The sequence below is a fragment of the Nocardia thraciensis genome (genome assembly GCF_054782435.1).
On the sequence record NZ_BAAGSM010000017.1, the window covers coordinates 315,437 to 334,994 of the forward strand.

Consider the following 19,558-nt stretch of genomic DNA (forward strand, 5'->3'; position numbering starts at 1 on the left):
CGAACCGGGAATGCCGGATGCGGCCGCGGTGGCCGACATCGCCGCGCCCGTGCGGGTGTTCCGCGACAGCGCCATTGTCGCCTACCGGAATCTGCTGACGATTCTGCGGGTGCCGACCCTGCTGGTGACGGCCACCATCCAGCCGCTGATGTTCGTCTTCCTGTTCGCCTACATCTTCGGCGCCTCGCTGGGCGGCAGTCAGTACCGGGAATTCCTGCTGGCCGGAATCTTCACCCAGACCGTGGCCTTCAACGCCGCGTTCACCACGGTGGGCCTGGCCAACGATCTGCAGAAGGGCATCATCGACCGGATGCGGACGCTGCCGATGTCGCGGCTGGCGGTGCTGATGGGCCGCACCCTGTCGGATCTGGTGGTGAACATCCTGGCGCTGGCGGTGATGGTGGGCTGCGGATACATCGTCGGCTGGCGCATCCACGGCGGCCTGGTCGACGCCGCGCTGGCCTTCGGCGTGATCCTGCTGTTCGCCTTCGCGATGTCGTGGGTGGGAGCGCTGACCGGGCTGCTGTCGCCGAGCGTGGAGGTGGCCCAGAGCGCGGGCCTGATCTGGCTGTTCCCGCTGACCTTCATCTCCTCGGCGTTCATCTCGAGCGAGACGCTGCCCGGACCGCTGCGCGCGGTCGCCGCCTGGAATCCGATCACGGCGGTCTCGGCGGCCGGGCGCGAGCTGTTCGACAACGGGGCGCCGCCGTCATTCACCCCGCCGCGCGGCTGGCCCGCGGAGCACTGCGTCGAATATGCCGTGATGTGCTCGCTGGCGATCCTGGCGGTGGCGGTGCCGTTGGCCCTGCTGCAGTACCGCAAGGTGGCCAGCCACTAGCCGCCGCGAAAGCCTTCGCCTCGAGATGAAGCCCAGTCTTCCCTGGATGTGAAAGGCTCCTCCGTCGGTCGCGAAAGTCTTCGCCCTCGCAGTCTTCCCTGGACGTGAAAGGCCCCCTCCGTCACCGACGGAGGGGGCCTTTCACGTCCAGGGACCCTACCGCCCGCGGCGGGTCTTGAGCAGGTCGAGACGCTCCTGCAGGAGTTCCTCGAGCTCCTCCTTGGAGCGGCGCTCCAGTAGCATGTCCCAGTGGGTGCGCGGGGGCTTGGTCTTCTTCGGCTCCTGCGTGGTGCCCTCGATCAGGATGCCCTCCTGGCCGTTGCGGCACAGCCAGGTCGGCGGGATCTCCGCATCGTCGGCGAAGGGAACTTCGAACTCCTCGCCGTTGTCTGTCCGGTACCGCGCCATCCGACGCGGCGCCAGGTCGTGGTCGCGGTCGGTCTCGTAGCTCACCGCTCCGAGCCGACTGCCTCGGAGTACGCGATCTGCCATGGTGTGCGGTCCTCTCTAGCCTGTCGGCAACGCTCCAACACAAGATGAACGCGGCCCGGCTTACTTCAGTTCCCGGCGACGGTCAACCCTGTCATTGTAGTAGCTTGCGTGGTGGGGTGCCGCCGCGGTGCCGCGTCACCGCATCGACGACCTGCCGACACTCGGACTGTTCGCTGTACGACGGTCCGAGGGGACATCCGGCCCCGATCATGAGCCCATGACGAGCACGCGCATCGGTCCCGTGGTGGCCGCCGTCGCCTCGGCGCTGGTGGTCTCGGCCCCGCCGGTGGTCGCGGACGCGACCGAGGGGCCGTCGGGCGATATCGATATCGAGTCTGTACTTCCCGGCGAGGGAACGTTCGAACTCTCGATCACCTACGAATGCCGCGGACTGCGGGACCCGTGGCTGCTCGGGTATGTCGAACCCCTCGGCTTCGACGGCCTGGAGGTCCCGGCAGCCGAGGTCACCGTCGTCTGTGACGGTGAGCCGCACGACGCGGAGTTCGAGATGGCGCTCGATCGATCACGGATTCGCCGCCACAGTAAGGCGAAGGGCGAGATCGGCGTGGAACTGCTCGACGGGTCCACGGTGATCGCGCGGGAGCGCCAAAGCTACTGACCGAATACGGTTTCGGCGTGGCGCTGCCCGACACTCGGCGGGTTCGTTTGCGTTCGGTTCGTGTGCGGTTATGGTGTGCGGCGTGCTTTGTTCGCCCAGGTCAGGCCATAGTGCCCCGAATCGCCGTGTGTCCTGCCAATGGTGCGGGCGGGAGATCGCCGAATCGGAGGTGGGGCGCCGCCGCCGCTACTGCCGGCAGTCGTGCCGCCAGCGGGCCTACGAACATCGAAAGGGCCTGGAGGGCACCGGAATTCCCGAGGATTCGGTGGTGCTGAGCGCCCAGGAGGCGGCCGACCTGGCCGACCGGTGGTTCGCGGCCCGCTGTGCCGCCGAGGACGTCGCGACCGCCGTCGCCGAGGGCGCCGACGCGTGCGAACTCGCCGATCTCACCGCGACGCTGGTGGCCTTGACCAAGGACGCCGAGCGCCTCCGCTGAGTCAATTCTGTAACTTGTTCTAGTTCCGTGTGATAGCGTGGCCGCCCGGTCACCCGGCGTCGGCGGGGTCCGGGGCCGAGTCGCGGAGCCGGAACGGAGAGTCTGATGGGGTTTGTCCAGCCCGATCTGCCCGTGGTCGACATGGAGCAGTGGAGCAGGGGGACGCGCAGCGAGCGGATCCGGCCGATGGCCCGGCACTGGGCTGAGGTCGGGTTCGGCACGCCGGTGGTGCTGCATCTGTTCTACGTCGTGAAGATCGGCCTCTACATCCTCGGCGGTTGGCTGTGCGCGCTCGGCACGGACGGCATCGACGGCTTCACCCGGGTGGGATCGTGGTGGTCGGAGCCGATCGTGTTCGAGAAGGTCGTGCTGTTCACGATGCTGTTCGAGGTGGTAGGCCTCGGGTGCGGGTTCGGCCCGCTGAACAATCGGTTCTTCCCGCCGCTGGGTTCGATCCTGTACTGGTTGCGGCCCAAGACGATTCGGCTGCCGCCGTGGCCGCGTGCCGTGCCCTTCACGAAGGGCGACGACCGCACGCCGGTGGATGTCGTATTGTACGCCGCGCTGCTCGTGCTGCTGGTGTGGGCGCTGCTGTCCGACGGCACCGGACCGATACCGGAGCTGGACACCAGCGTCGGCCTGCTGCCGGTGTGGCAGGTCGCCGCGATACTCGGGGTGCTGGCGGTGCTCGGACTGCGCGACAAGGTGATCTTCCTGGCCGCCCGCGGCGAGGTCTACGCGAGCCTGACGGTGGTCTTCCTGTTCTCCGGAGCCGACGTGATCGTCGCCGCCAAGCTCGTCTTCGTCGTCATCTGGATGGGCGCGGCGACGTCGAAACTCAACCGGCACTTCCCCTTCGTGATCTCCACGATGATGTCCAACAGCCCGCTGGTCCGCCCGCGGGCGATCAAGCGCAGCTTCTTCGAGCGCTTCCCCGACGACCTGCGCCCGGGCCGGTTGTCCCGAATCGTCGCGCACGCAAGCACATTCGTGGAGATGTGTGTGCCGCCGGTGCTGTTCTTCTCCGGCGGCGGTTGGCCGACGACCGTGGCGGCGGTGGTGATGGTGCTGTTCCACCTCGGGATCCTGACCGCCATCCCGATGGGCGTGCCGCTGGAGTGGAACGTCTTCATGATCTTCGGCATGGCGTCGCTGTTCGTCGCGCACGCCGATCTCGGGCTCGGCGACGTGCGCCAGCCGGTGCCGGTGGTGCTGTTGTTCCTCCTTCTCGCGGGAATCGTGCTGGCGGGCAACGTGTTTCCGAACAAGATCTCCTTCCTGCCGGGAATGCGCTACTACGCCGGAAACTGGGACACCACGCTGTGGTGCGTCAAACCGTCGGCGGCGGCGAAGATCGGCGCGGGCATCGTCGCGATCGCGAGCATGCCGCAGGCGCAGTTGGAGCGGTACTACGGCAAGGACCGCGCGCAGATCCCGCTCTATCTCGGATACGCCTTCCGCGCGATGAACACGCACGGCCGCGCGCTGTTCACCCTCGCGCACCGCGCCATGCCCGCGGGCCGCGAGGACGAGTACACCCTCACCGACGGCGAGCGCATCTGCAGCACCGCGATCGGCTGGAACTTCGGCGACGGCCACATGCACAACGGGCAGCTCATCGCGGCCATGCAGCGGCGGTGCGGGTTCGAACCCGGTGAGGTGCGCGTGGTCCTGCTCGACGCGCAGCCGATCCATCGGCAGGAGCAGCGGTACCGTCTGGTCGACGCGGCCACCGGGGAGTTCGAACGGGGCGTGGTGCGGGTGGCGGATATGGTGAACCGGCAGCCCTGGGCCGACGACCTCCCGGTCCATGTCGACGCTCCGCGATGAGGCCGGTGCCCACACTTCGGGACGGCCGTACCGATCTGTTGTTCGCGGATCGATCGGCTGTTACGTTCGGACAGGTGTCCAATGAGGTGTCCCCCACGGGTCGCGCGGAGTTGCCGCCGCGGACCCCGGTGATCGTCGGCGTCGGCCAGGTCTCCGAGCGCATCGGCGAACCCGGGTATCGAGGACTGTCGGCCGCCGACCTGGCGGTCGCGGCGGTGCGGGCCGCGGTGGCCGATACGGGCGGCGACGCCGAGGCCGTGATCGCGGCGCTGGACACGGTCGTGGCGATCCGCGCGTTCGACGATTCGAGCGCGTTCGCCCGCCCCGTGCTGGGAGCGCCGGACAATGTGGCGCGGGCCGTGGCCGGGCGCGTCGGCGCGCACCCGCGCCGGGCGATCCTCGGGCCCACCGGCGGTCAGGGCCCGCAACAGCTGGTCACCGAGCTGTGCGGGGCCGTCGCCGACGAGAAATGTGATGCCGCGGTGCTTTTCGGCGCGGAGGCGATCTCCACCGTCCGCGATCTGGCGGGCCGCCCCGCCGCCGAACGGCCCGATTTCGGCGAGCGCGTCGACGGTTCGCTGGAGGACCGCGGATACGGGATCGAGGGCATGACCCCGGCGCAGGCCGTCCTGCATCGGATGGTGGAGCCGCTGGTGTCGTACTCGGTGCTGGAGAACGCGCGCCGGGCTCGCGTGGGCGCCTCGCGGCCGGAGTACGCGCGCGCGATGGGCGCGCTGTTCAGCCGGTTCAGCGCGGTCGCCGCCCGCAATCCGCACGCGGCTGCGCCGGTGGCGCGCGAGGCCGCGGAGCTGATCGAGGAGAGCGACCGCAATCGCCGGGTCACCGACGTCTACACGCGCCTGCTGATCGCCCGCGAACAGGTGAATCAGGGCGCCGCGGTCCTGATCATGTCGCTGGCGACCGCGCGGCGGCTCGCAATCCCCGGCGCGCGCATGGTGTTCCTCGCGGGCCATGCCGACCTGACCGAACGCGAACTGCTGGTGCGACCCGACCTGAGCCGCAGCCCGGCGGCCGTGGCGGCGGCGCGATCCGCGCTCGATATGGCGGGGGTGAGCGTCGACCGGCTGGCGGCGATGGATCTGTACAGCTGTTTCCCGATCGCCGTCTTCAATATCTGCGACGGCCTGGGCTTGGACCCGGACGATCCGCGCGGCCTGACGGCCACCGGCGGCCTGCCGTACTTCGGCGGTCCCGGCAACAACTACTCGACCCACGCGATCGCGGAAATCGTTGCGCGAGTGCGTGACCGGCCGGGCAGCCACGGAATGGTGGTCGCCAACGGCGGCGTGCTCAGCAAGCATTCGGTGGGCGTCTACACCACCGCGCCCACCGCCTGGCGCCGCTCGCGGGCGGCGATCGTGCAGGCCGAACTGGACGACGTGCCGGGCGTGCCGGTGGCGGTGCACGCCGACGGCTGGGGCACGGTCGAGAGCTTCGTCGTGCGGTTCGACCGCGACGGGTCCCGCCTCGGCATCGTGCTCGGCAGGCTCGACGACGGCCGCCGATTCCTCGCCAACACCCTCGAGCGCGACGATCTGCTGGACGCGCTCACCGGGGACGGACAGCCGATCGGGGAGCGGGTGTTCGTCAGGTCCACCGATGCGGGCAACCGCGTCGCGTTCGACCGCGAGCGCCTGGACCGGCTGCTGGGACGCCCGACGCCCGGATTCCGCGACGACTACTCGCAGGTGCTCGTGACACGGTCCGGCCACGTATTGGAGGTGACGATCGACCGGGCCGAGACCGGCAACGCGCTGAATGCCGCGGCGCAACGCGAACTCGACGAGATCTTCACCGCCTTCCAGCACGACGACGACCTGTGGGTCGCCGTGCTGTGCGGTGCGGGCGAGGAGGCGTTCTGCACCGGGCACGACCTCGGCGAGCTGGCGTCGCCGATGCAGCTGCTGGGCCAGCCGCGCAGCGGATTCGGCGGATTGGTGGCCCGCGAGCTGACCAAGCCGGTGATCGCGGCGGTCAACGGCCGCGCCGACGGCGGCGGGCTCGAACTCGTCCTCGCGTGCCACCTGGTCGTCGCCGACGACGCGGCGTCGTTCGCGTTGCCCGACACCGGAATCGGGCAGGCGCCCGGCCCCGGGGTGCTGATTCGACTGCCCCGCACCGTAGGCCGGGCCCTGGCGCACGACATGATCGTCACCGGACGCCGGATCGATGCGGGGGAGGCCGTGGCCGCGGGCCTGGTGGCGCGGCTGGCCCCGACCGGCAAGGCGCCCGCCCTCGCGCGGGAGATGGCCGCCGACGTCGTCGCCCGCTCACCCGTCGCCATCCGCGCGGCCCTGTCCTTCATGGCCCGCACCGATCCCGCCGCCGATCCCGACGGCCCCCTCGGCCGCCCCGCCGATCTGCTCGATGACCTCATACCCCACCGCGACCCGGTGGAGGGACTGACCGCCCTCCGAGAGGGGCGAAAACCCCAGTGGCACACCAGGTTCCAATGACCCTCCGTCGCGACGCAGTCGTCCTCTTGTTGCCCGCCGACGCGGGTGACGCGGATTCCGGTCAGTGCGGGCTCGCACAACGATCGCCGCCGCGGCGGCGAGGGTGACTGCGGTAAGGGCGGCTGCCGTCAGGGCTGTCGCGGCGTCCGGGCGGAGCAGCGGCTGGGCCCGCAGCGCCTGGCGCAGCAGCAGGGCGAGCATTCCGGCGTACCCGACGGCCAGCACGCCGACCAGGCGGGCCCGGACGCACTCGGTCAGCCACGGGTGGCGGTGCGCGAGCCAGGCCAGGGCGACGGCGGCGGCCAGCAGCACCTGGATGCCGTGCAGCCCGGCGAAATGCGGGACCCGCAGATCACCGCCCGCGGTGCTCCAGTGCGTGACCGGCATGGTGTCCACGCCGTCGCGGACCTCCGGCGTGGTCCGCATGACCGTATGCCCGGCCACCAGCGGCACCGGGCGCCCGTCGGTATCGCGGACGGTCTGCTCGCCCGTGAACCCCATCAGATAGCCGAGCGCCATCCCCGCCACGGCGAGGGCGAGCCCGGCGTGGATGGCGCGGGAGGTCGGCTGGTCCAGCAGGCGCTGCCACGAAAGAATCAGCACGATCAGCAGATTCGCGAAGAACAGGCCGGGCACGCCGGAGGCGAAGATCATCTGACCGATCTCGTTCACCCGGTCGGTGCTGTCGGCGTTGAAGTGGCTGAAGGTGCCCCGCGCGGCCTGCACGACGACGAAGCCGACATCGACGAAGCCCGTCACCGCGAAGACGGCGCCCAGCCACCAGGTGATCCGGGAACCCTTGTGCGGCAACGACAGCAGCCACGCCAGCGTCCCGGCGTACAGCACGAACGCCAGGCCGAACTTGCACGGCTTGAGCCAGACCGATTCGCCCAGCAACTGCCGCTGGTCGACGACCATGGCGCCCAGCGAGAACAGGACCAGCACGCCCATCGCGGCGGTGCACGCCAGCAGCGGCCGGTGCAGGCGCCGGAGGCTGGCGGAGGGAACAGCGGTGGTGGTCATGGCCCGAAATTAGAAGCGGCGGACCGCCGCACACGTCCCCCGGTGGTGCTGTCCACGCCCGATACCCAGGTATCAGAGGGGTGATTCCGGCCGAAGCATGCCGGAAATGTGTTCGGACCGTACCGGAAACGTGTATGCGCCGTGCTGGAAGTGCGTGCGGGGCGCTGCCTCGTCCCGCCGGAACCTGCCGGGGAGGGCCTGGGCGTGCGCTTTCGACCCCGAATGACCGGCCGGTGACCGACCGCGCGGGCGGGCCGACCGGCGCGCACGCCCAAGCCCACCCCGGCAGCTTCGCGCGGGAAGCTCAGTCGAGCACCGGCCCCACGTCGATGCCGCGGGCCGCCAGCCACGGAATCGGATCCATCTTGTCGCCGTTGTCGTGCGACCACACCTCGTAGTGCAGGTGCGGCCCGGTGGAGAAGCCGCGATCGCCGACCGTGGCGATGACGTCGCCGGCGCGCACGTGCTGGCCGACCGTGACGAGGATGTCGTTGACGTGCCCGTAGACGCCGACGGTGCCGTCGTCCTGCTGCACGCGGACCCACATTCCGAAGCCGGAGGCGGGCCCGGCCTCGATGATCGTGCCGTCGGTGACCGAGGCGATCGGGGCGCCGAGCGGCTCGGCGAAGTCGATACCGGCGTGCAGCGCGCCCCAGCGCATGCCGAACAGCGAGCTGAGCACCCCGGCGACCGGCCGCACCGTGGGCGGGCGGGTCTCCATGGCGGCCTTGTTCATCGGCATCGGCGGTAGTTCGGGAATCTCGTGGGCGGCCACCGCGGTCAATGTGTGCGGTTCGTCGTCGACCGGTGGTGCGGGTGACGCGGGAGGCGGGGTGTGCTGCAGGGCGGCGAGGCCGGGGGCGTCGCTGTCGCCGTGGCGATCGTCGGCGGACAGGGCGCCGACCGAGGCGCCGACGACCGCGGTGATCGCCATCGCCTGGGCGGCCCGCCTGGCCCGGCGTGAAGGTAACGGAACGGTCACGGGCATGGCTGCGAACCTACGACAGATCCCGGGTGGTTCCGCAATCGTGTTGTGACCATAACAGCGCGGAAAAGTGCCAGTTGAACGACTACGGCCGGTTAACGACACGCAGGTAAAGCGCTGTCGACCGGGCGCGATTTCGGCGACTCGAGACTTGACCGGCGTGTGGGTAAAGGGGCAGTGTGTTTTAGTGGCCACTAATGGAGTCAGGGCCTTGGCTGCCCTGGCGGACCCGACTCGACGAGCGATTTTCGAGGCGCTGCCGCAGGCGCCGCGGGCGGTGGGGGAATTGGCGACGGCGGTCGGGGTGAGCAGTTCCGCGGTCTCGCAGCACCTGCGCGTGCTGCGCGAAGCACGGCTGGTGATGGTGCGCCCGCACGGCAACCGCCGGTTGTACGCGCTGGATCCGCGCGGCCTGGCCGATGCCCGCGACTACCTGGAGCAGTTCTGGCCCAGCGCGCTGGCGGCGTACGCGGCGGCCATCTCCGAGGCCGGGTCCGCGCGGGTGTGAGCGTGACGGGCCTGCGGCGTGACGGATTCAGCCGACCCGGCGGTAGGCGGCCTGGCGGCGCTGGTCCACGTTCGCGCCCGGCCACGGCCGCCTGTGCAGTTGTTTGTCGATGGCGTCGATCACCTCGGCGACGCTGATCTCGAGCAGCCCCGGGTCGGGGGTGTCGGCGTGGCGGTCGCCGATGCGCCCGGCCCACAGCACCACGTGGCGGCCGAGCAGGTGCGGCGGCGGCCCGGTGTGGTCGGGGGAGGTGGGCCCGAACAGCAGGACCGTGCGCGTGCCGAAGGCGGTGGCCAGGTGCGCGACGCCGGTATCGCCGCACACCACCAGCGCCGACTCGGCGACGGTGGCGGACAGTTCGACGAGGTTCTGTTGACCGGCGAGCACGTGCCGGTGCGGCAGTCCGGCGCGCGCGGCGATGTTCAGCGCGATCTCGCGTTCGAACTCGTCGCCGGTGAGCACCACCTCGCGCCCCTGCACGAGCAGGTGCCGCACCACGGCGGCGAAGCGCTCCGGCGGCCAGCGCCGGGCGGGCGAGCCCGCTCCGATGTGGACGACGACACAGTCGCGATGACTGGTGGTGGACACGGGCGGCACCAAGCCGAGATTGCGGCGGTCGGCGGCGATGCCGTCGGATTCCAGCAGATGGCACCACCGGTCGACATCGTGCATGTCCTGCCGCCAGTCCGGACCGTCGAGGTCGGGGAAGGCGGGATTGCGATACGTGAGTATCCGGTCCGGATTGGTCTTGCTCAGCTCCACGATGCCCTCGGCCCCGCCGCCGTGCAGGTTGACCGCCAGCGCGGGCGACTCCCCGTCGTAACGCAGGCTCTCCGGATCCGGAGTGGGCACCATCTCGTCGACCGACGCGATCATGTCCACGATCGGCTTGAGCCGGTGCGGGGCGGCCAGCGCGATGTGGTCATGAGGCCTGGCCCGGCGCAGCGCGCGAAGTGCCGGGACTGCGGTGAGGAGATCACCCAGCCCACGTGCGCGCAGCACGAGTACAACCGCCACCCTCTTCTCCTAGCCATCCACCATGCGACCCACGACAACCCGACCCGCCATGCCCCCGCGCCTGGATGGCACGGCATGGGCTGGGAAAGCCACTTGGAGAGGACTACCCGGGGCATCCGAAACCGAAACTCGTAATCGCAGCGATATCCGTCGCATCCGATCGGCCACCGGGATAGCCTCCGGGTGCGACTGCGACAAGGCCCCTCAGGAGGGTTCCCATGGCGTCTCGACTCAATCCCTCCTTCGGCGAATTCGGCGACGAGCGGGCGCCGGGCGCGGATCTGATCATGCACGGGCTGCTGGAGACTCCGGAGGGCTTCACCCTGATGGCCGCCGATACGCCCCGGGTATGGAATATCAGCCGGCAGCGCCATTTCGATCAGCCTCAGCGGCGACGACGCGGAGCAACTGCGCGGCTGGTGGGAACGGTTGAGCGCGGGCGGCGCGGTGTCGGTGCCGCTGGAGAAGCAAATGTGGGGCGACGAGTTCGGTATGTGCTCGGACCGGTTCGGGGTCGCCTGGTTGGTGAACATCTCGGGGCCGTCCGAGTAGCCGCCCGAATTTCTACTACCGAATGTCGTTGACGCCGGGGTCGATCAACTACTCTGTGTAGTCATGACATTCGTCTACAACCTCATGATCGCGGCGCACGTGCTCGGCCTCGCCGCGGTCATCGGCGGCTACGCCTCCGGTCGGCCGGGGGTGAACGAGGTGATGGTCTGGGGCGCCAGGGCGCAGATCGTCACCGGGGTGCTGCTGGTCGGCATGGCGGAGGGGATCGATTCCCTCGACAAGAACCTGGTCATGGCGAAGGTGATCGTGAAGCTGGTGATCGCGGTCGCGGTGGCCGGATTCGCCGAGGTCGCGCGCGCGGATGCCAAGCGCGGCAAGGCCGTTGCGTGGATGTCGGATGCGGCGGGCGGGCTGGCCGTCGTCAATGTGCTGGTCGCCGTCTTGTGGACGTGAGTCGTGGTCAGCGGCGGGAGAACGCGGCGTGCAGCGGCTGCCGCGGATCCAGGTCGACGCCGTTGCGGCGCGCGGAGCTCTGGGCGAGCGCCGCGATGATCGACGCCAGGTAGCCGACGAACTCCTCGATCGGCATCGGCCGCTCGGCTGGCTGGTGTGCGCCGATCCACCAGTCCGTCGCGGAGGCGACCGCGCCGAAGGCGGAGTAGACGATCAGCTCGGTGCCGTCGATATCGATGTCGCGGTCTCCGGGCTCGGAACCGCCGACCGCCTCGGCGAGCAGGTGGGCGGCCCGCCGCGCGGACTGACGCGCGGACTGCAGAGCCCGGTCGGAGTCGTCGGAGCGCTGGGTGAAGTGACCGTGCATCAGGAATCGGAACACGTTGGGGTGTTCGCTCACCACCAGGGCATATTCGGTCGCCGCGCGGCGGACCAGTTCGGCTGCCGGATCGTGGGTGAGGTCGATGCTGGAGGTGATGCGCTCCCACAGGATCTCGGCCATCCGGTCGGTGACGGCGTCGTAGAGATCGATCTTGTCGGCGAAGTGGCGGTAGAGCTTGGGCTTGGCGGCCCCGGCGGTCTTGGCGATATCGCCCATGCTCACCTCGGGGCCGTGCGCGTCGAGGGCGCGCAGCGCGGCGTCGACGAACTGGGCGCGGACACGGCGGCGATGGTCGCGCCAGCGTTCGCTGCGGGCGTCGACCCGGGGCTCGTTCGCGGTGTACATCTGCCTGCCGCCTGCTACCACTTCGGTGATGCTACAAGCCGGATTCGGGGCCGCGGCGCAAATACCGGGCACGGCAACGATTTCCGGGTGGGGGTGTGCGGCGTTGACATCGGGTGAGACGGCGCTCACACTCGTCAATATACTCGGAACCGGCGGTACTGGATACCCGCCGGTTCGTGGTGCTCGGCGAAAGTTCGTGAGGGACAACGATGTCCGGCGGTGGCTACGATTCTCCTCCCGTTCCCGCGCTGCCCCGGGCGTCGGCTCGGCGCTGGTTCGGTGCGCGCGGAGTCGCGGCCCGCGGGGTCGAGGGCCCGGCCGCCGAGCTGGATCGTATTCCGCGGCATCGGATTTCGCCGCATGCCCGGTGGCTGTGGTGGCGGCTGGACCAGACGCAGCGCCGGGGGTTGGGGCGCCGGGAACTCGTGCGACTGCTGGACGCGGGCATGTGTGCGCAGTCGGTGCTGTCGATGCTGCGGGCCGCCGAGTCGTCTGCGGGCGGCGGCGAGGACCTGACCGGGCTGACCGTGGTGCTGCTCGAGGGCTCCGACCGCAATTCGGCGATGTTCGTGCGCTTGGTCGCGGCCACCGGCCTGGTGCCCTACCGGCCGCCCCTGCGCGTGCGGCTGATCGCGCGCGCGGCGCCGTGGCTCCCGGTCGCCCCCATCGATCGCGGGCTGGTCGTTCTGATCGATCAGCTGACGGCACAGCTGGCAGGGGCGCTCGCCGACGATCCGGGACGACAGACGCAGGTCCGCCGGGTCGCGCGCCTGCGGCTGCTGACCGGAGTACTGCATCTGGAGCGCACCCGCGAGGACCTGATCGGCGCCGTGGAATCACGCGCGCCTCTGTCGCTGCCCCTGCGGCGGTGGTCCTTGGCGGCCGCCCTCGCCGCGGCCCACGCGGTAGTAATTCACCCCGAGGTATATCACTCCGCCGAGTTCGATGCCCTCGCGCCGACGCACGGCACGCCCGTCGACCGCTACGGACCCCTCATCCGTCGCGGCCACACAGCCTGGCGCCGCATACGAGGCCACCCCACCCGCGCACACGAACAACGAACCAACCCCGTGCCTGGGTACGGTGAGCCGGAGGGACCGCCCCGCCGAGGCGCCTGCTGAGGCGGCCCAGGCCATGCTCGGGCCTGGACAGCGACGAATCCCCGCGCCTTCTCCGCCACCTCGGCACACCCTGTCGGTCTACCGAGCCCGTTTCCGCACCGCGACCGCTAGCCGGGTGCCGGGGACGAGCGGCCGCCGGACCGACTCAGCGCAGGGCGTAGCGAGCGGCGAGGGCCGGGATGGCGGCGATCTTGTCGGGCGGCAGGGACTCCCACCGCAGACCCGGAGGACGGTGCGGCTCGTCGCACCGGATCACCGATTCCGGGGTGACGATCAGCTCGACCCGGCAGTCGTGCCCCGCCTCGGGCAGTTCGTCGTCGACGACCTGGAGAGCGTGCACCGTCGTGGCGATGGTGGTGTGCTCGTCGATGAGCCCGACCTCCTGCAGCAGGGCGATCTCGATATCGGAGTATCCGGCGCCCTTGCCGAGCCGGACGCCGCGGCGGTTCACCGCGACGCTGCCCAGCACGATCAGGTCGATCGGCAGCATCTCGTCGACCTCCACGTTGCGGGCGACCAGCACGGCGGTGTCCTTGCGCGCCGCCTCGGCGGCCGGGACCGGCAGGTGCGCCGGGTCGAGGAGATAGAACGGTTTGGGCGCGGCGAGTCGCGGACACGCCATGTAGATCAACTTGCCCGCGCCCAGCGCGAGCTGGCGCACCGGTAGCTGCGCGGTATCCGGCACGGTGGTGACGACCCGCGCGGCCCGCCATTCGGATGCGTCGGCGAGCCGGTCGGCCGCGGCCGCGGCGCCGACGAATTCGGGAATGTTGCAGGGCGCCCCGTCCGGCACCGCGCGCTCGTCCGCCAGCAACGACCAGATGTGTTCCCGCACCGCCTGTTTCGCCTGATCGACACTCACTGCGCCACTCCTCGTCTGGTTGCCGTCGACACCGGTGCCCCCGCGCCGGTCCGCTGATCCATCGGACGAGCCGCAGCGGTGCGAGGTGCTCAGCCCGCTCGCCGGGCCGGATGCAGGCGGGACAGGGCCATGCGGGCCTCGGCGCGGGAGATGAGCTGGTCGTCGTCGAGTTCGGCGATGGCGGACTCGAGCCACTCGCGCACCAGCGTCGACAGGCCGATCCCGCGCTCGGCGGCGAGCTGTTTGAGCCGGGTGTGCAGGCGCAGCGGCAGCCGGATCGAGCTGGTGATCATGATGTCCTCGTCCGGCTGCAGCGGCGGCGGCACCTGCTCCGGGGGTACCGGGCCGTCGCTGAATGTCAGCCGGTCCAGGAATGCCGTCACCTCCTGCGGGGTGGACGGTATCTCCTTGTCGCTCATCGCCGGTTCTCCTGTTCCCACTGTTCGAACACCGTCAGCTCGTCGCCGCGCATCTCGCGGGCGCCGATGATCAGCCACGTCCAGCTGTCCTGCCGATGCGCGGCGACGATGAGCGGCCGCCCGGCGTCGGTGCGCGCCCACAGGGTGAGCACGGCGACGTTGCCGTCGTCGGCCAGCCGCGGCCACCGCCGCCTGCTCGCGAGGATCTGCCGAACCTCGGAGGTCTCGATGCCGATCAGGTGAGCGAGCGCCCAATCCGGCCACTCGAAACCCATGAGGCTCATACTACGCGCGTAGTAACTGCTGTTGGCAGGGTTTTGCGAGCAGTACCGGACGGCCGGGTTGTCCGGGGATTCGCTCGCGCTGTCAGCCCTCGAACAATGGCTGTCCGACGTATCCGCCCGCCCCGGGCGCCCCGGGCGGGATCGCGAACACCGCGGACCCGACCGGCGTCGTCCAGGTGTTGAGCGCGTCGAACTCGGCCAGCCGCGCCTGCACCGGGAGGAACTGGGTGCCGACGTCGCGCTGGTAGGCGGCGAACAGCAGCCCCGAGTTCGAGGTGGCGCCCGGTGCGGGGGCGTCGTCGTAGTTGTATCCGCGCCGCAGGAATCGCTCGTCGTCGGTGGTGTGGTGGGCGCGAGCGATATGCGACGACGGTGGGATGACCGGAATGCCGTGCCGGTCGACGGCCGCGAAATCCGGTTCGTCGAATTCGCGGGTGCCGGTCAGTGGCGCCCCGGTGGCGATGCGGCGCCCCACCGTGAGCTCCCGGCCGTCGGCGTCGAGTTCGTCCCAGGTGTCGAGGTTCATCTCGATGCGGCGCAGCACCAGCGACGTGCCACCCGCCAGCCAGGGCTGGGCGCCGCCGTCGTCCCAGACCAGCCGGTCGAACTCGCCCGGCTCGATGTTCACGGTGCCGTCGACCTGACCCATCAGGTTGCGCATGGTCTGCCCGCGGGCCGCGTTGCGAAAACCGCGCTGCACCCACCGCACCGACACCAGCGAGGTCACGCTCTTGCACAGCACGCGCACCGCGTGCGCCACGGTCGTCGCCTCGTCCGCGCAGATCTGCAGCAGCAGATCGCCGTCGCCGTAGGCGGGGTCGAGGCGGTCGATCGGGAAGTCGGGTAGCGGCCGTAGCCAGTGCGGGCGCGCCGATTCCAGTCCGGCGACCGCGAACAGCCGCGGCCCGAACCCGATGGTGACGGTGAGCCGGGCGGGCCGCGCCGCCAGTTCGGGTTCGGTGTCGGCGAGCGCGGCCCGGCCCTGGGTGAGCCGGGCCGCGTCGCCGGACCAGAGCTTCAGCAGACCGGCGACATCGTCGCGGCCGGTACCGGCCTTCAGATCGAATCCGACGAACGTGGCGTGCCGCTGCGGTGCGGTGGCAATGCCGCCCTGATGGTCTCCGTAGAACGGTTCGATCGCCTGCGCCTGGTCGAGCTCGTGGTCGGGACGCGCGAATCTGTCCGCGCCCCAGGCGATTCCGGCGGCCCCGGCGGCCCCGGCCGCGGCGGCGCCCCCGCCGAGCAGGCGCCGCCGGGACAGGCGCGGCTCAGCCACCGTGTGCGCCGGTGGGGTCGTAGTTCTCCTTGTTACCGGGGAAGTCGCGCACCTGGGCGGTGAAGGTGGTGCTGGAGCCGTCGGCGAACTTCAGCGTGATCGGGACCTCGGAGCCGGTCCGCAGCGGGGCTTTGAGGTCCATGAACATCAGATGGTCCGAGCCCGGTTGCAGGGTCGCGCTGCCGTGCGCCGGAACGGGCATGCCGCCTGCCTTGGGGCGCATGGTCTTCGAGCCGTTGGCGTCGACGGTCTCGTGGATCTCCATCCGGCCCGAGGCGGGGCTGGTGGCGTCGACGATGCGGGCCTCATGGTCCGAGGCGTTGTCGAATTCGGCGAAGGCGGCGGACATGCCGTGGTCGGCCGCCTTGATCCACTGATCGGCGACCTGCACCGAATCGGCCTGCGTGGCCGAGGCGGTGTCGCTGCCGGAAGAACAGCCGGTGAGCACGACCGGGACGGCGAGGGCCGCGGCGGCCAGCCCGGCGAGGCGGGCGGGAGTAGAGGCGAACATGGGGACTCCATTTCCAGAGATCGGGGGGAACACCACCGTTCGAACCCGTCGCTGCGAGCGGTGCCCGCGAGTCCCGGCACCGGAATCGCCAAGCAGCACAGCACACTCCGCGATGCCCACGACAGCCTGCCCGGGCGATGGACGGCTGCGCACCGGCTCGCCTGCGATGGCGGACGTGTCCTGACGACACACGGCCCGAACCTGGTTCAGCCAGCCAAGAGAACTCCGCCAAGAGCCACCCGATCCGATGCCTCCGGCCAGAGCGTCCCTTGGCCGGGGACGCGCCAAGCCAGGCTGTGCCGGACCGGCGCGCCAGGCCGGTCGCGTCAGGCCACGTCGTGCCGCAGGGCGGGTTACCGAACCCGCCGCATCCGAGCGGGCCGGATTACGCGACAGCGAGATTCGCCGAACGGTGGAGGAAGAGGGGGAGGGCGTGCTGTCGCGGTGGCCCGCGCCGCCCGATCCCCGAACCGACCAGCAGCCGCCGCGCCGCCGCGACCGGGCTGCGGCGGGGAACCGGGGGTGACCAGGGCGGCGCGGGCACGGTCCCCGCGAGCGCGATTACAGCGCGCCGCACGCTCGACAGGACTCGTCCGAGCGCGATCTCGGCGCCGCGAACGAGTAAGGCGCCCACCGGAATCGCCACCAGATGCGCGGTGACCATCGCGGAGTTGAACATCGCCGGGTGGCAGTGCTCCGGCGACATCGACAGCGCCGCATGACCGATCGCCTGGCCAGCCGCCAGCATCAGCATCAGCCGCGGCAGTCCCGTACCGGCCGCGGCGACGAGAACTCCGGTGAGCGTGCAGGCGGTGACGAGCAGGGCGAGCGCGGTGGATCCGAGTGCGATCGTGCCACCGCCGAGTGCATGCGCGGCAATGCTCACGCCCCCCGACGCCGCGCCGACGGAGGCACCGCGCAAACGCGCCGCAGGATCCGCCGATGACCGCACCCGGACATCGTACGGTCCCCGCGGTCCGCATCGATGCCCAGGTCGGGTGGCGCCCGCCACAACCGCGGGCGAGAAACGTGGTCGTATGCCGGGTGCGCGGTCCCGCCGACCCGTCGCCACCGGGCGGGGGATACCGGCGCTGGAGCCCGAATCAGTCGGCGATCGGCAGCAATTGCGGTCGTTTGGCCGTGATGTGCGTACCGGTGGACACACCGCGCAGGCGGCGGCCGATCCAGGGCGCCATATGCATTGTCGCCCATCGCAATTCGGCCGCGGCCAGTTCGGCGATACCGCGCCGGTGCGGCGGCAGCGGCTGCCGCCAACTGCCGTCGGCGCCCGGAAGACGCAGGGTGTCGGCGACCGCGCGGGCGACCAGGTCGTGGCCCAGCGGATTGAGATGCAGCCGGTCCTCGGCCCACACCCGCGGATCGGTGGTGGCGGCGACAGGCTCGAAATCGATGAGGACGATGCCCGGACGCCGGGCGAGTACCCGGAGCCGGGCGTTCATCGCCCGCACGCGCGCCGACAACGGCCGCACGATCGGGGCCACCCCGCCGATGTCGGGGTAGGTGAACGTCACCACCCGCGCCCCGGCGGCGGTGAGCGCGGCGAACATGGCGTCGATGTCGGCGAGCACCGCGTCCTGGTCGAAGCGGGGCCGGATCAGGTCGTTCATCCCGGCCACGACGGACGCCAGGTCGGGCCGCAACGCCAGCGCGGGCCCGAGTTGCTCGGCGCGGATGGCGCCCGCCCGCCGCCCGCGGACGGCCAGGTTGGCATACACGGTCCGGGGGTCGGCCGCGGCCAGCTGATCGGCCAGTCGGTCGGCCCAGCCGCGGTGGCCGCCCCGGCCGTCCGGATCGCCGACGCCCTCGGTCTGGCTGTCACCGAGCGCGACGTACCGCGTAATCGCCCGCGCTGCCGCGTCTTCCGTTGTCACCTGCACCTCCACGGAGCCACTCCGGAGAGCACATGGTACGTCGCGGTGGGAAACGCCCCGGAAACAGCAATCGGCAACATTCTCCCGAACCGGGCACCCGCGGGTGGCGCGCGCGTTCCCGCGAGTCAGGCCGCTCCGGTGTCGCCCGGGTCGATGCGACGGTGGATGGTCTCGACGAGGCCGCTCATCGCCGCCAGCGACGATTCGTCCTGATAGGTGATCCCGGGGAACTGGTCGGTGGACGCGACGAAGGTGCGATCGGGTGCGGACCATTGCACTCGGATCGCGGACAGTTGTACGTGCCGGTCGATGTCGTCCATCGCGGGCTTTCACATCGTCGTGCCGACCAGGGTCGAGTGCAGCATGACATATCGCGTCGTCGCGTGGAAGCGGCCGATGTCACCACTGGTGGCCGGTTCGGCGCGGTCGAGTGACGCCAGGCCGTCAGCGGCGCGGCGCGCTGACGGCGAGGTGTGCGAGAACGAGTTCGGCGACCGCGGCCATCCCCGCGGCGGTGGGATGGCAGGGGGCGCCGGGGTAGGAGCGGCCGGGGATCGGGACGTAGAAGTCGACGGTCCACGCGCCGGGACTTCCGGCGGGATGGTCGAGGCTGGGCGAGCGGACGTCGACGAGGTCGGCCCCGGCGCGCGTGGCCGCCGCGGCGGTGTGCGCGGCGAGCGCCTCGGCGAAGTGCCGGTAGTTGCGGTCGGCGGGGGAGTCGTCCGGCGTCGCGGGGCCGAGCACCGACAGGTAGTTCACCACGACGATCCGGGCCTGCGGCGCCCGCTCGCCGATGCCCTCGAGCACCTCGGTGATGCGCCGCTCGACGGTGTGCAGGCGATGGTTGACCGCCGTCTCGTCGCCGAATTCGGCGAACTTCGGCAGTAGTCGCACCGCCCGGGGCATCCGACGCGCGATCAGATAGTGGGTGAGCCCGATGTCGTTGCCGCCGACCGTGACCGTGACCAGGTCCGCGTCCGCGGCGACGGCCTCGAGCTGCGGAGGCTGCCCGAACTGCCGCTCCCGCAGAATGTGCGCGCAGGTGGCGCCGCTGCTGGTGACGTCGGTCAGCCGCAGCCCGGCCGCGGTCGCGACCCGGTGCGGGTAGTTGTTGTGCGAGCGCCCCGCCAGCCGCGGTGCCTGCCGCACCCGCGGAGCGATCCCCGGCCCGGAGGCATAGGAACTGCCCAGTGCCACGTATCCGCGTCCGCGCCACCGATCCAGACCCGGCGCCGCGGCGGATTCACTGTGCTCGAGCATGTCGCTCATCTCCCT

Annotated in this window: 22 protein-coding genes; 9 read left to right on the forward strand and 13 right to left on the reverse strand. The window is 70.7% G+C overall.

What is annotated here, in order from left to right; translation table 11 throughout:
* Positions 1–55: 55 nt before the first annotated feature.
* A complete protein-coding gene (locus ACYVLQ_RS09160) occupies positions 56–838 on the forward strand; it encodes an ABC transporter permease (protein WP_460697015.1) in 783 nt (260 codons plus the stop codon).
* 156 nt (positions 839–994) lie between these two features.
* Here ACYVLQ_RS09160 and ACYVLQ_RS09165 read toward each other — a convergent pair whose 3' ends face one another.
* Positions 995–1,330 carry an RNA polymerase-binding protein RbpA gene (locus ACYVLQ_RS09165; protein ID WP_068020343.1) on the reverse strand — a complete coding sequence of 112 codons (336 nt, stop codon included), beginning with the start codon at positions 1,328–1,330 and terminating at the stop codon, positions 995–997.
* Positions 1,331–1,547: 217 nt separating this feature from the next.
* Here ACYVLQ_RS09165 and ACYVLQ_RS09170 point away from each other — a divergent pair, with 217 nt between their 5' ends.
* From ACYVLQ_RS09170 to ACYVLQ_RS09185, 4 genes are all read left to right on the forward strand, one after another.
* Positions 1,548–1,949, forward strand: a complete 402-nt coding sequence (locus ACYVLQ_RS09170; protein WP_460696957.1) for a hypothetical protein — start codon at positions 1,548–1,550, stop codon at positions 1,947–1,949.
* A gap of 70 nt (positions 1,950–2,019) precedes the next feature.
* Positions 2,020–2,385, forward strand: coding sequence for a hypothetical protein (locus ACYVLQ_RS09175; RefSeq protein WP_460696958.1), 366 nt, complete (start codon positions 2,020–2,022; stop codon positions 2,383–2,385).
* 105 nt (positions 2,386–2,490) lie between these two features.
* On the forward strand, positions 2,491–4,215 hold the full coding sequence (locus ACYVLQ_RS09180; protein ID WP_460696959.1) for a DUF3556 domain-containing protein: 1,725 nt from the start codon (positions 2,491–2,493) through the stop codon (positions 4,213–4,215).
* A 74-nt stretch (positions 4,216–4,289) separates the two neighbouring features.
* Complete coding sequence (locus ACYVLQ_RS09185) at positions 4,290–6,692, forward strand: acetyl-CoA acetyltransferase (RefSeq protein WP_460696960.1); 2,403 nt, start codon at positions 4,290–4,292, stop codon at positions 6,690–6,692.
* A gap of 1,327 nt (positions 6,693–8,019) precedes the next feature.
* Here ACYVLQ_RS09185 and ACYVLQ_RS09190 read toward each other — a convergent pair.
* On the reverse strand, positions 8,020–8,703 hold the full coding sequence (locus ACYVLQ_RS09190) for a M23 family metallopeptidase (RefSeq protein ID WP_460696961.1): 684 nt from the start codon (positions 8,701–8,703) through the stop codon (positions 8,020–8,022).
* A gap of 184 nt (positions 8,704–8,887) precedes the next feature.
* Between ACYVLQ_RS09190 and ACYVLQ_RS09195 the strand changes: the two genes are divergently transcribed.
* Positions 8,888–9,208: an ArsR/SmtB family transcription factor gene (locus ACYVLQ_RS09195; RefSeq protein ID WP_460696962.1), complete on the forward strand. Its 321-nt coding sequence runs from the start codon at positions 8,888–8,890 to the stop codon at positions 9,206–9,208.
* 27 nt (positions 9,209–9,235) lie between these two features.
* Here the strand turns inward: ACYVLQ_RS09195 and ACYVLQ_RS09200 are convergent, their stop codons facing one another.
* Positions 9,236–10,225 (reverse strand): glycosyltransferase family 9 protein, encoded by a 990-nt coding sequence (locus tag ACYVLQ_RS09200; protein ID WP_460696963.1) that lies wholly within the window; start codon positions 10,223–10,225, stop codon positions 9,236–9,238.
* A gap of 408 nt (positions 10,226–10,633) precedes the next feature.
* On the opposite strand from ACYVLQ_RS09200, the gene ACYVLQ_RS09205 reads away from it, so the two are divergent.
* Both ACYVLQ_RS09205 and ACYVLQ_RS09210 read left to right on the forward strand, forming a co-directional pair.
* Positions 10,634–10,777: a hypothetical protein gene (locus tag ACYVLQ_RS09205; protein ID WP_460697016.1), complete on the forward strand. Its 144-nt coding sequence runs from the start codon at positions 10,634–10,636 to the stop codon at positions 10,775–10,777.
* 63 nt (positions 10,778–10,840) lie between these two features.
* A complete protein-coding gene (locus ACYVLQ_RS09210) occupies positions 10,841–11,191 on the forward strand; it encodes a hypothetical protein (RefSeq protein WP_460696964.1) in 351 nt (116 codons plus the stop codon).
* A 7-nt stretch (positions 11,192–11,198) separates the two neighbouring features.
* Here ACYVLQ_RS09210 and ACYVLQ_RS09215 read toward each other — a convergent pair whose 3' ends face one another.
* Entirely contained in the window at positions 11,199–12,047 is an 849-nt protein-coding gene (locus ACYVLQ_RS09215; protein ID WP_460696965.1) for a TetR/AcrR family transcriptional regulator, read from the reverse strand.
* 80 nt (positions 12,048–12,127) lie between these two features.
* Here ACYVLQ_RS09215 and ACYVLQ_RS09220 point away from each other — a divergent pair, with 80 nt between their 5' ends.
* A complete protein-coding gene (locus ACYVLQ_RS09220; protein ID WP_460696966.1) occupies positions 12,128–13,039 on the forward strand; it encodes a ferritin family protein in 912 nt (303 codons plus the stop codon).
* A gap of 145 nt (positions 13,040–13,184) precedes the next feature.
* Here the strand turns inward: ACYVLQ_RS09220 and ACYVLQ_RS09225 are convergent, their stop codons facing one another.
* From ACYVLQ_RS09225 to ACYVLQ_RS09265, 9 genes are all read right to left on the reverse strand, one after another.
* Positions 13,185–13,901: a 5-formyltetrahydrofolate cyclo-ligase gene (locus ACYVLQ_RS09225; protein ID WP_460696967.1), complete on the reverse strand. Its 717-nt coding sequence runs from the start codon at positions 13,899–13,901 to the stop codon at positions 13,185–13,187.
* A gap of 89 nt (positions 13,902–13,990) precedes the next feature.
* Positions 13,991–14,320: a hypothetical protein gene (locus ACYVLQ_RS09230; RefSeq protein ID WP_068020377.1), complete on the reverse strand. Its 330-nt coding sequence runs from the start codon at positions 14,318–14,320 to the stop codon at positions 13,991–13,993.
* Entirely contained in the window at positions 14,317–14,595 is a 279-nt protein-coding gene (locus tag ACYVLQ_RS09235) for a hypothetical protein (RefSeq protein WP_460696968.1), read from the reverse strand. Before ACYVLQ_RS09235 ends, ACYVLQ_RS09230 begins: the two co-directional genes overlap by 4 nt.
* A gap of 91 nt (positions 14,596–14,686) precedes the next feature.
* Positions 14,687–15,880, reverse strand: a complete 1,194-nt coding sequence (locus ACYVLQ_RS09240) for a Dyp-type peroxidase (protein WP_460696969.1) — start codon at positions 15,878–15,880, stop codon at positions 14,687–14,689.
* A complete protein-coding gene (locus ACYVLQ_RS09245) occupies positions 15,873–16,391 on the reverse strand; it encodes a copper chaperone PCu(A)C (protein ID WP_460696970.1) in 519 nt (172 codons plus the stop codon). Before ACYVLQ_RS09245 ends, ACYVLQ_RS09240 begins: the two co-directional genes overlap by 8 nt.
* 385 nt (positions 16,392–16,776) lie before the next feature.
* The gene (locus tag ACYVLQ_RS09250) at positions 16,777–17,343 is read right to left on the reverse strand and encodes a hypothetical protein (RefSeq protein WP_460696971.1); all 567 of its coding nucleotides are present in this window, start codon (positions 17,341–17,343) and stop codon (positions 16,777–16,779) included.
* A 151-nt stretch (positions 17,344–17,494) separates the two neighbouring features.
* Positions 17,495–18,283, reverse strand: a complete 789-nt coding sequence (locus ACYVLQ_RS09255; RefSeq protein ID WP_460696972.1) for an SGNH/GDSL hydrolase family protein — start codon at positions 18,281–18,283, stop codon at positions 17,495–17,497.
* Positions 18,284–18,408: 125 nt separating this feature from the next.
* Positions 18,409–18,603, reverse strand: a complete 195-nt coding sequence (locus tag ACYVLQ_RS09260) for a hypothetical protein (protein WP_460696973.1) — start codon at positions 18,601–18,603, stop codon at positions 18,409–18,411.
* A 124-nt stretch (positions 18,604–18,727) separates the two neighbouring features.
* The gene (locus tag ACYVLQ_RS09265) at positions 18,728–19,543 is read right to left on the reverse strand and encodes an SGNH/GDSL hydrolase family protein (RefSeq protein ID WP_460696974.1); all 816 of its coding nucleotides are present in this window, start codon (positions 19,541–19,543) and stop codon (positions 18,728–18,730) included.
* Positions 19,544–19,558 lie beyond the last annotated feature (15 nt).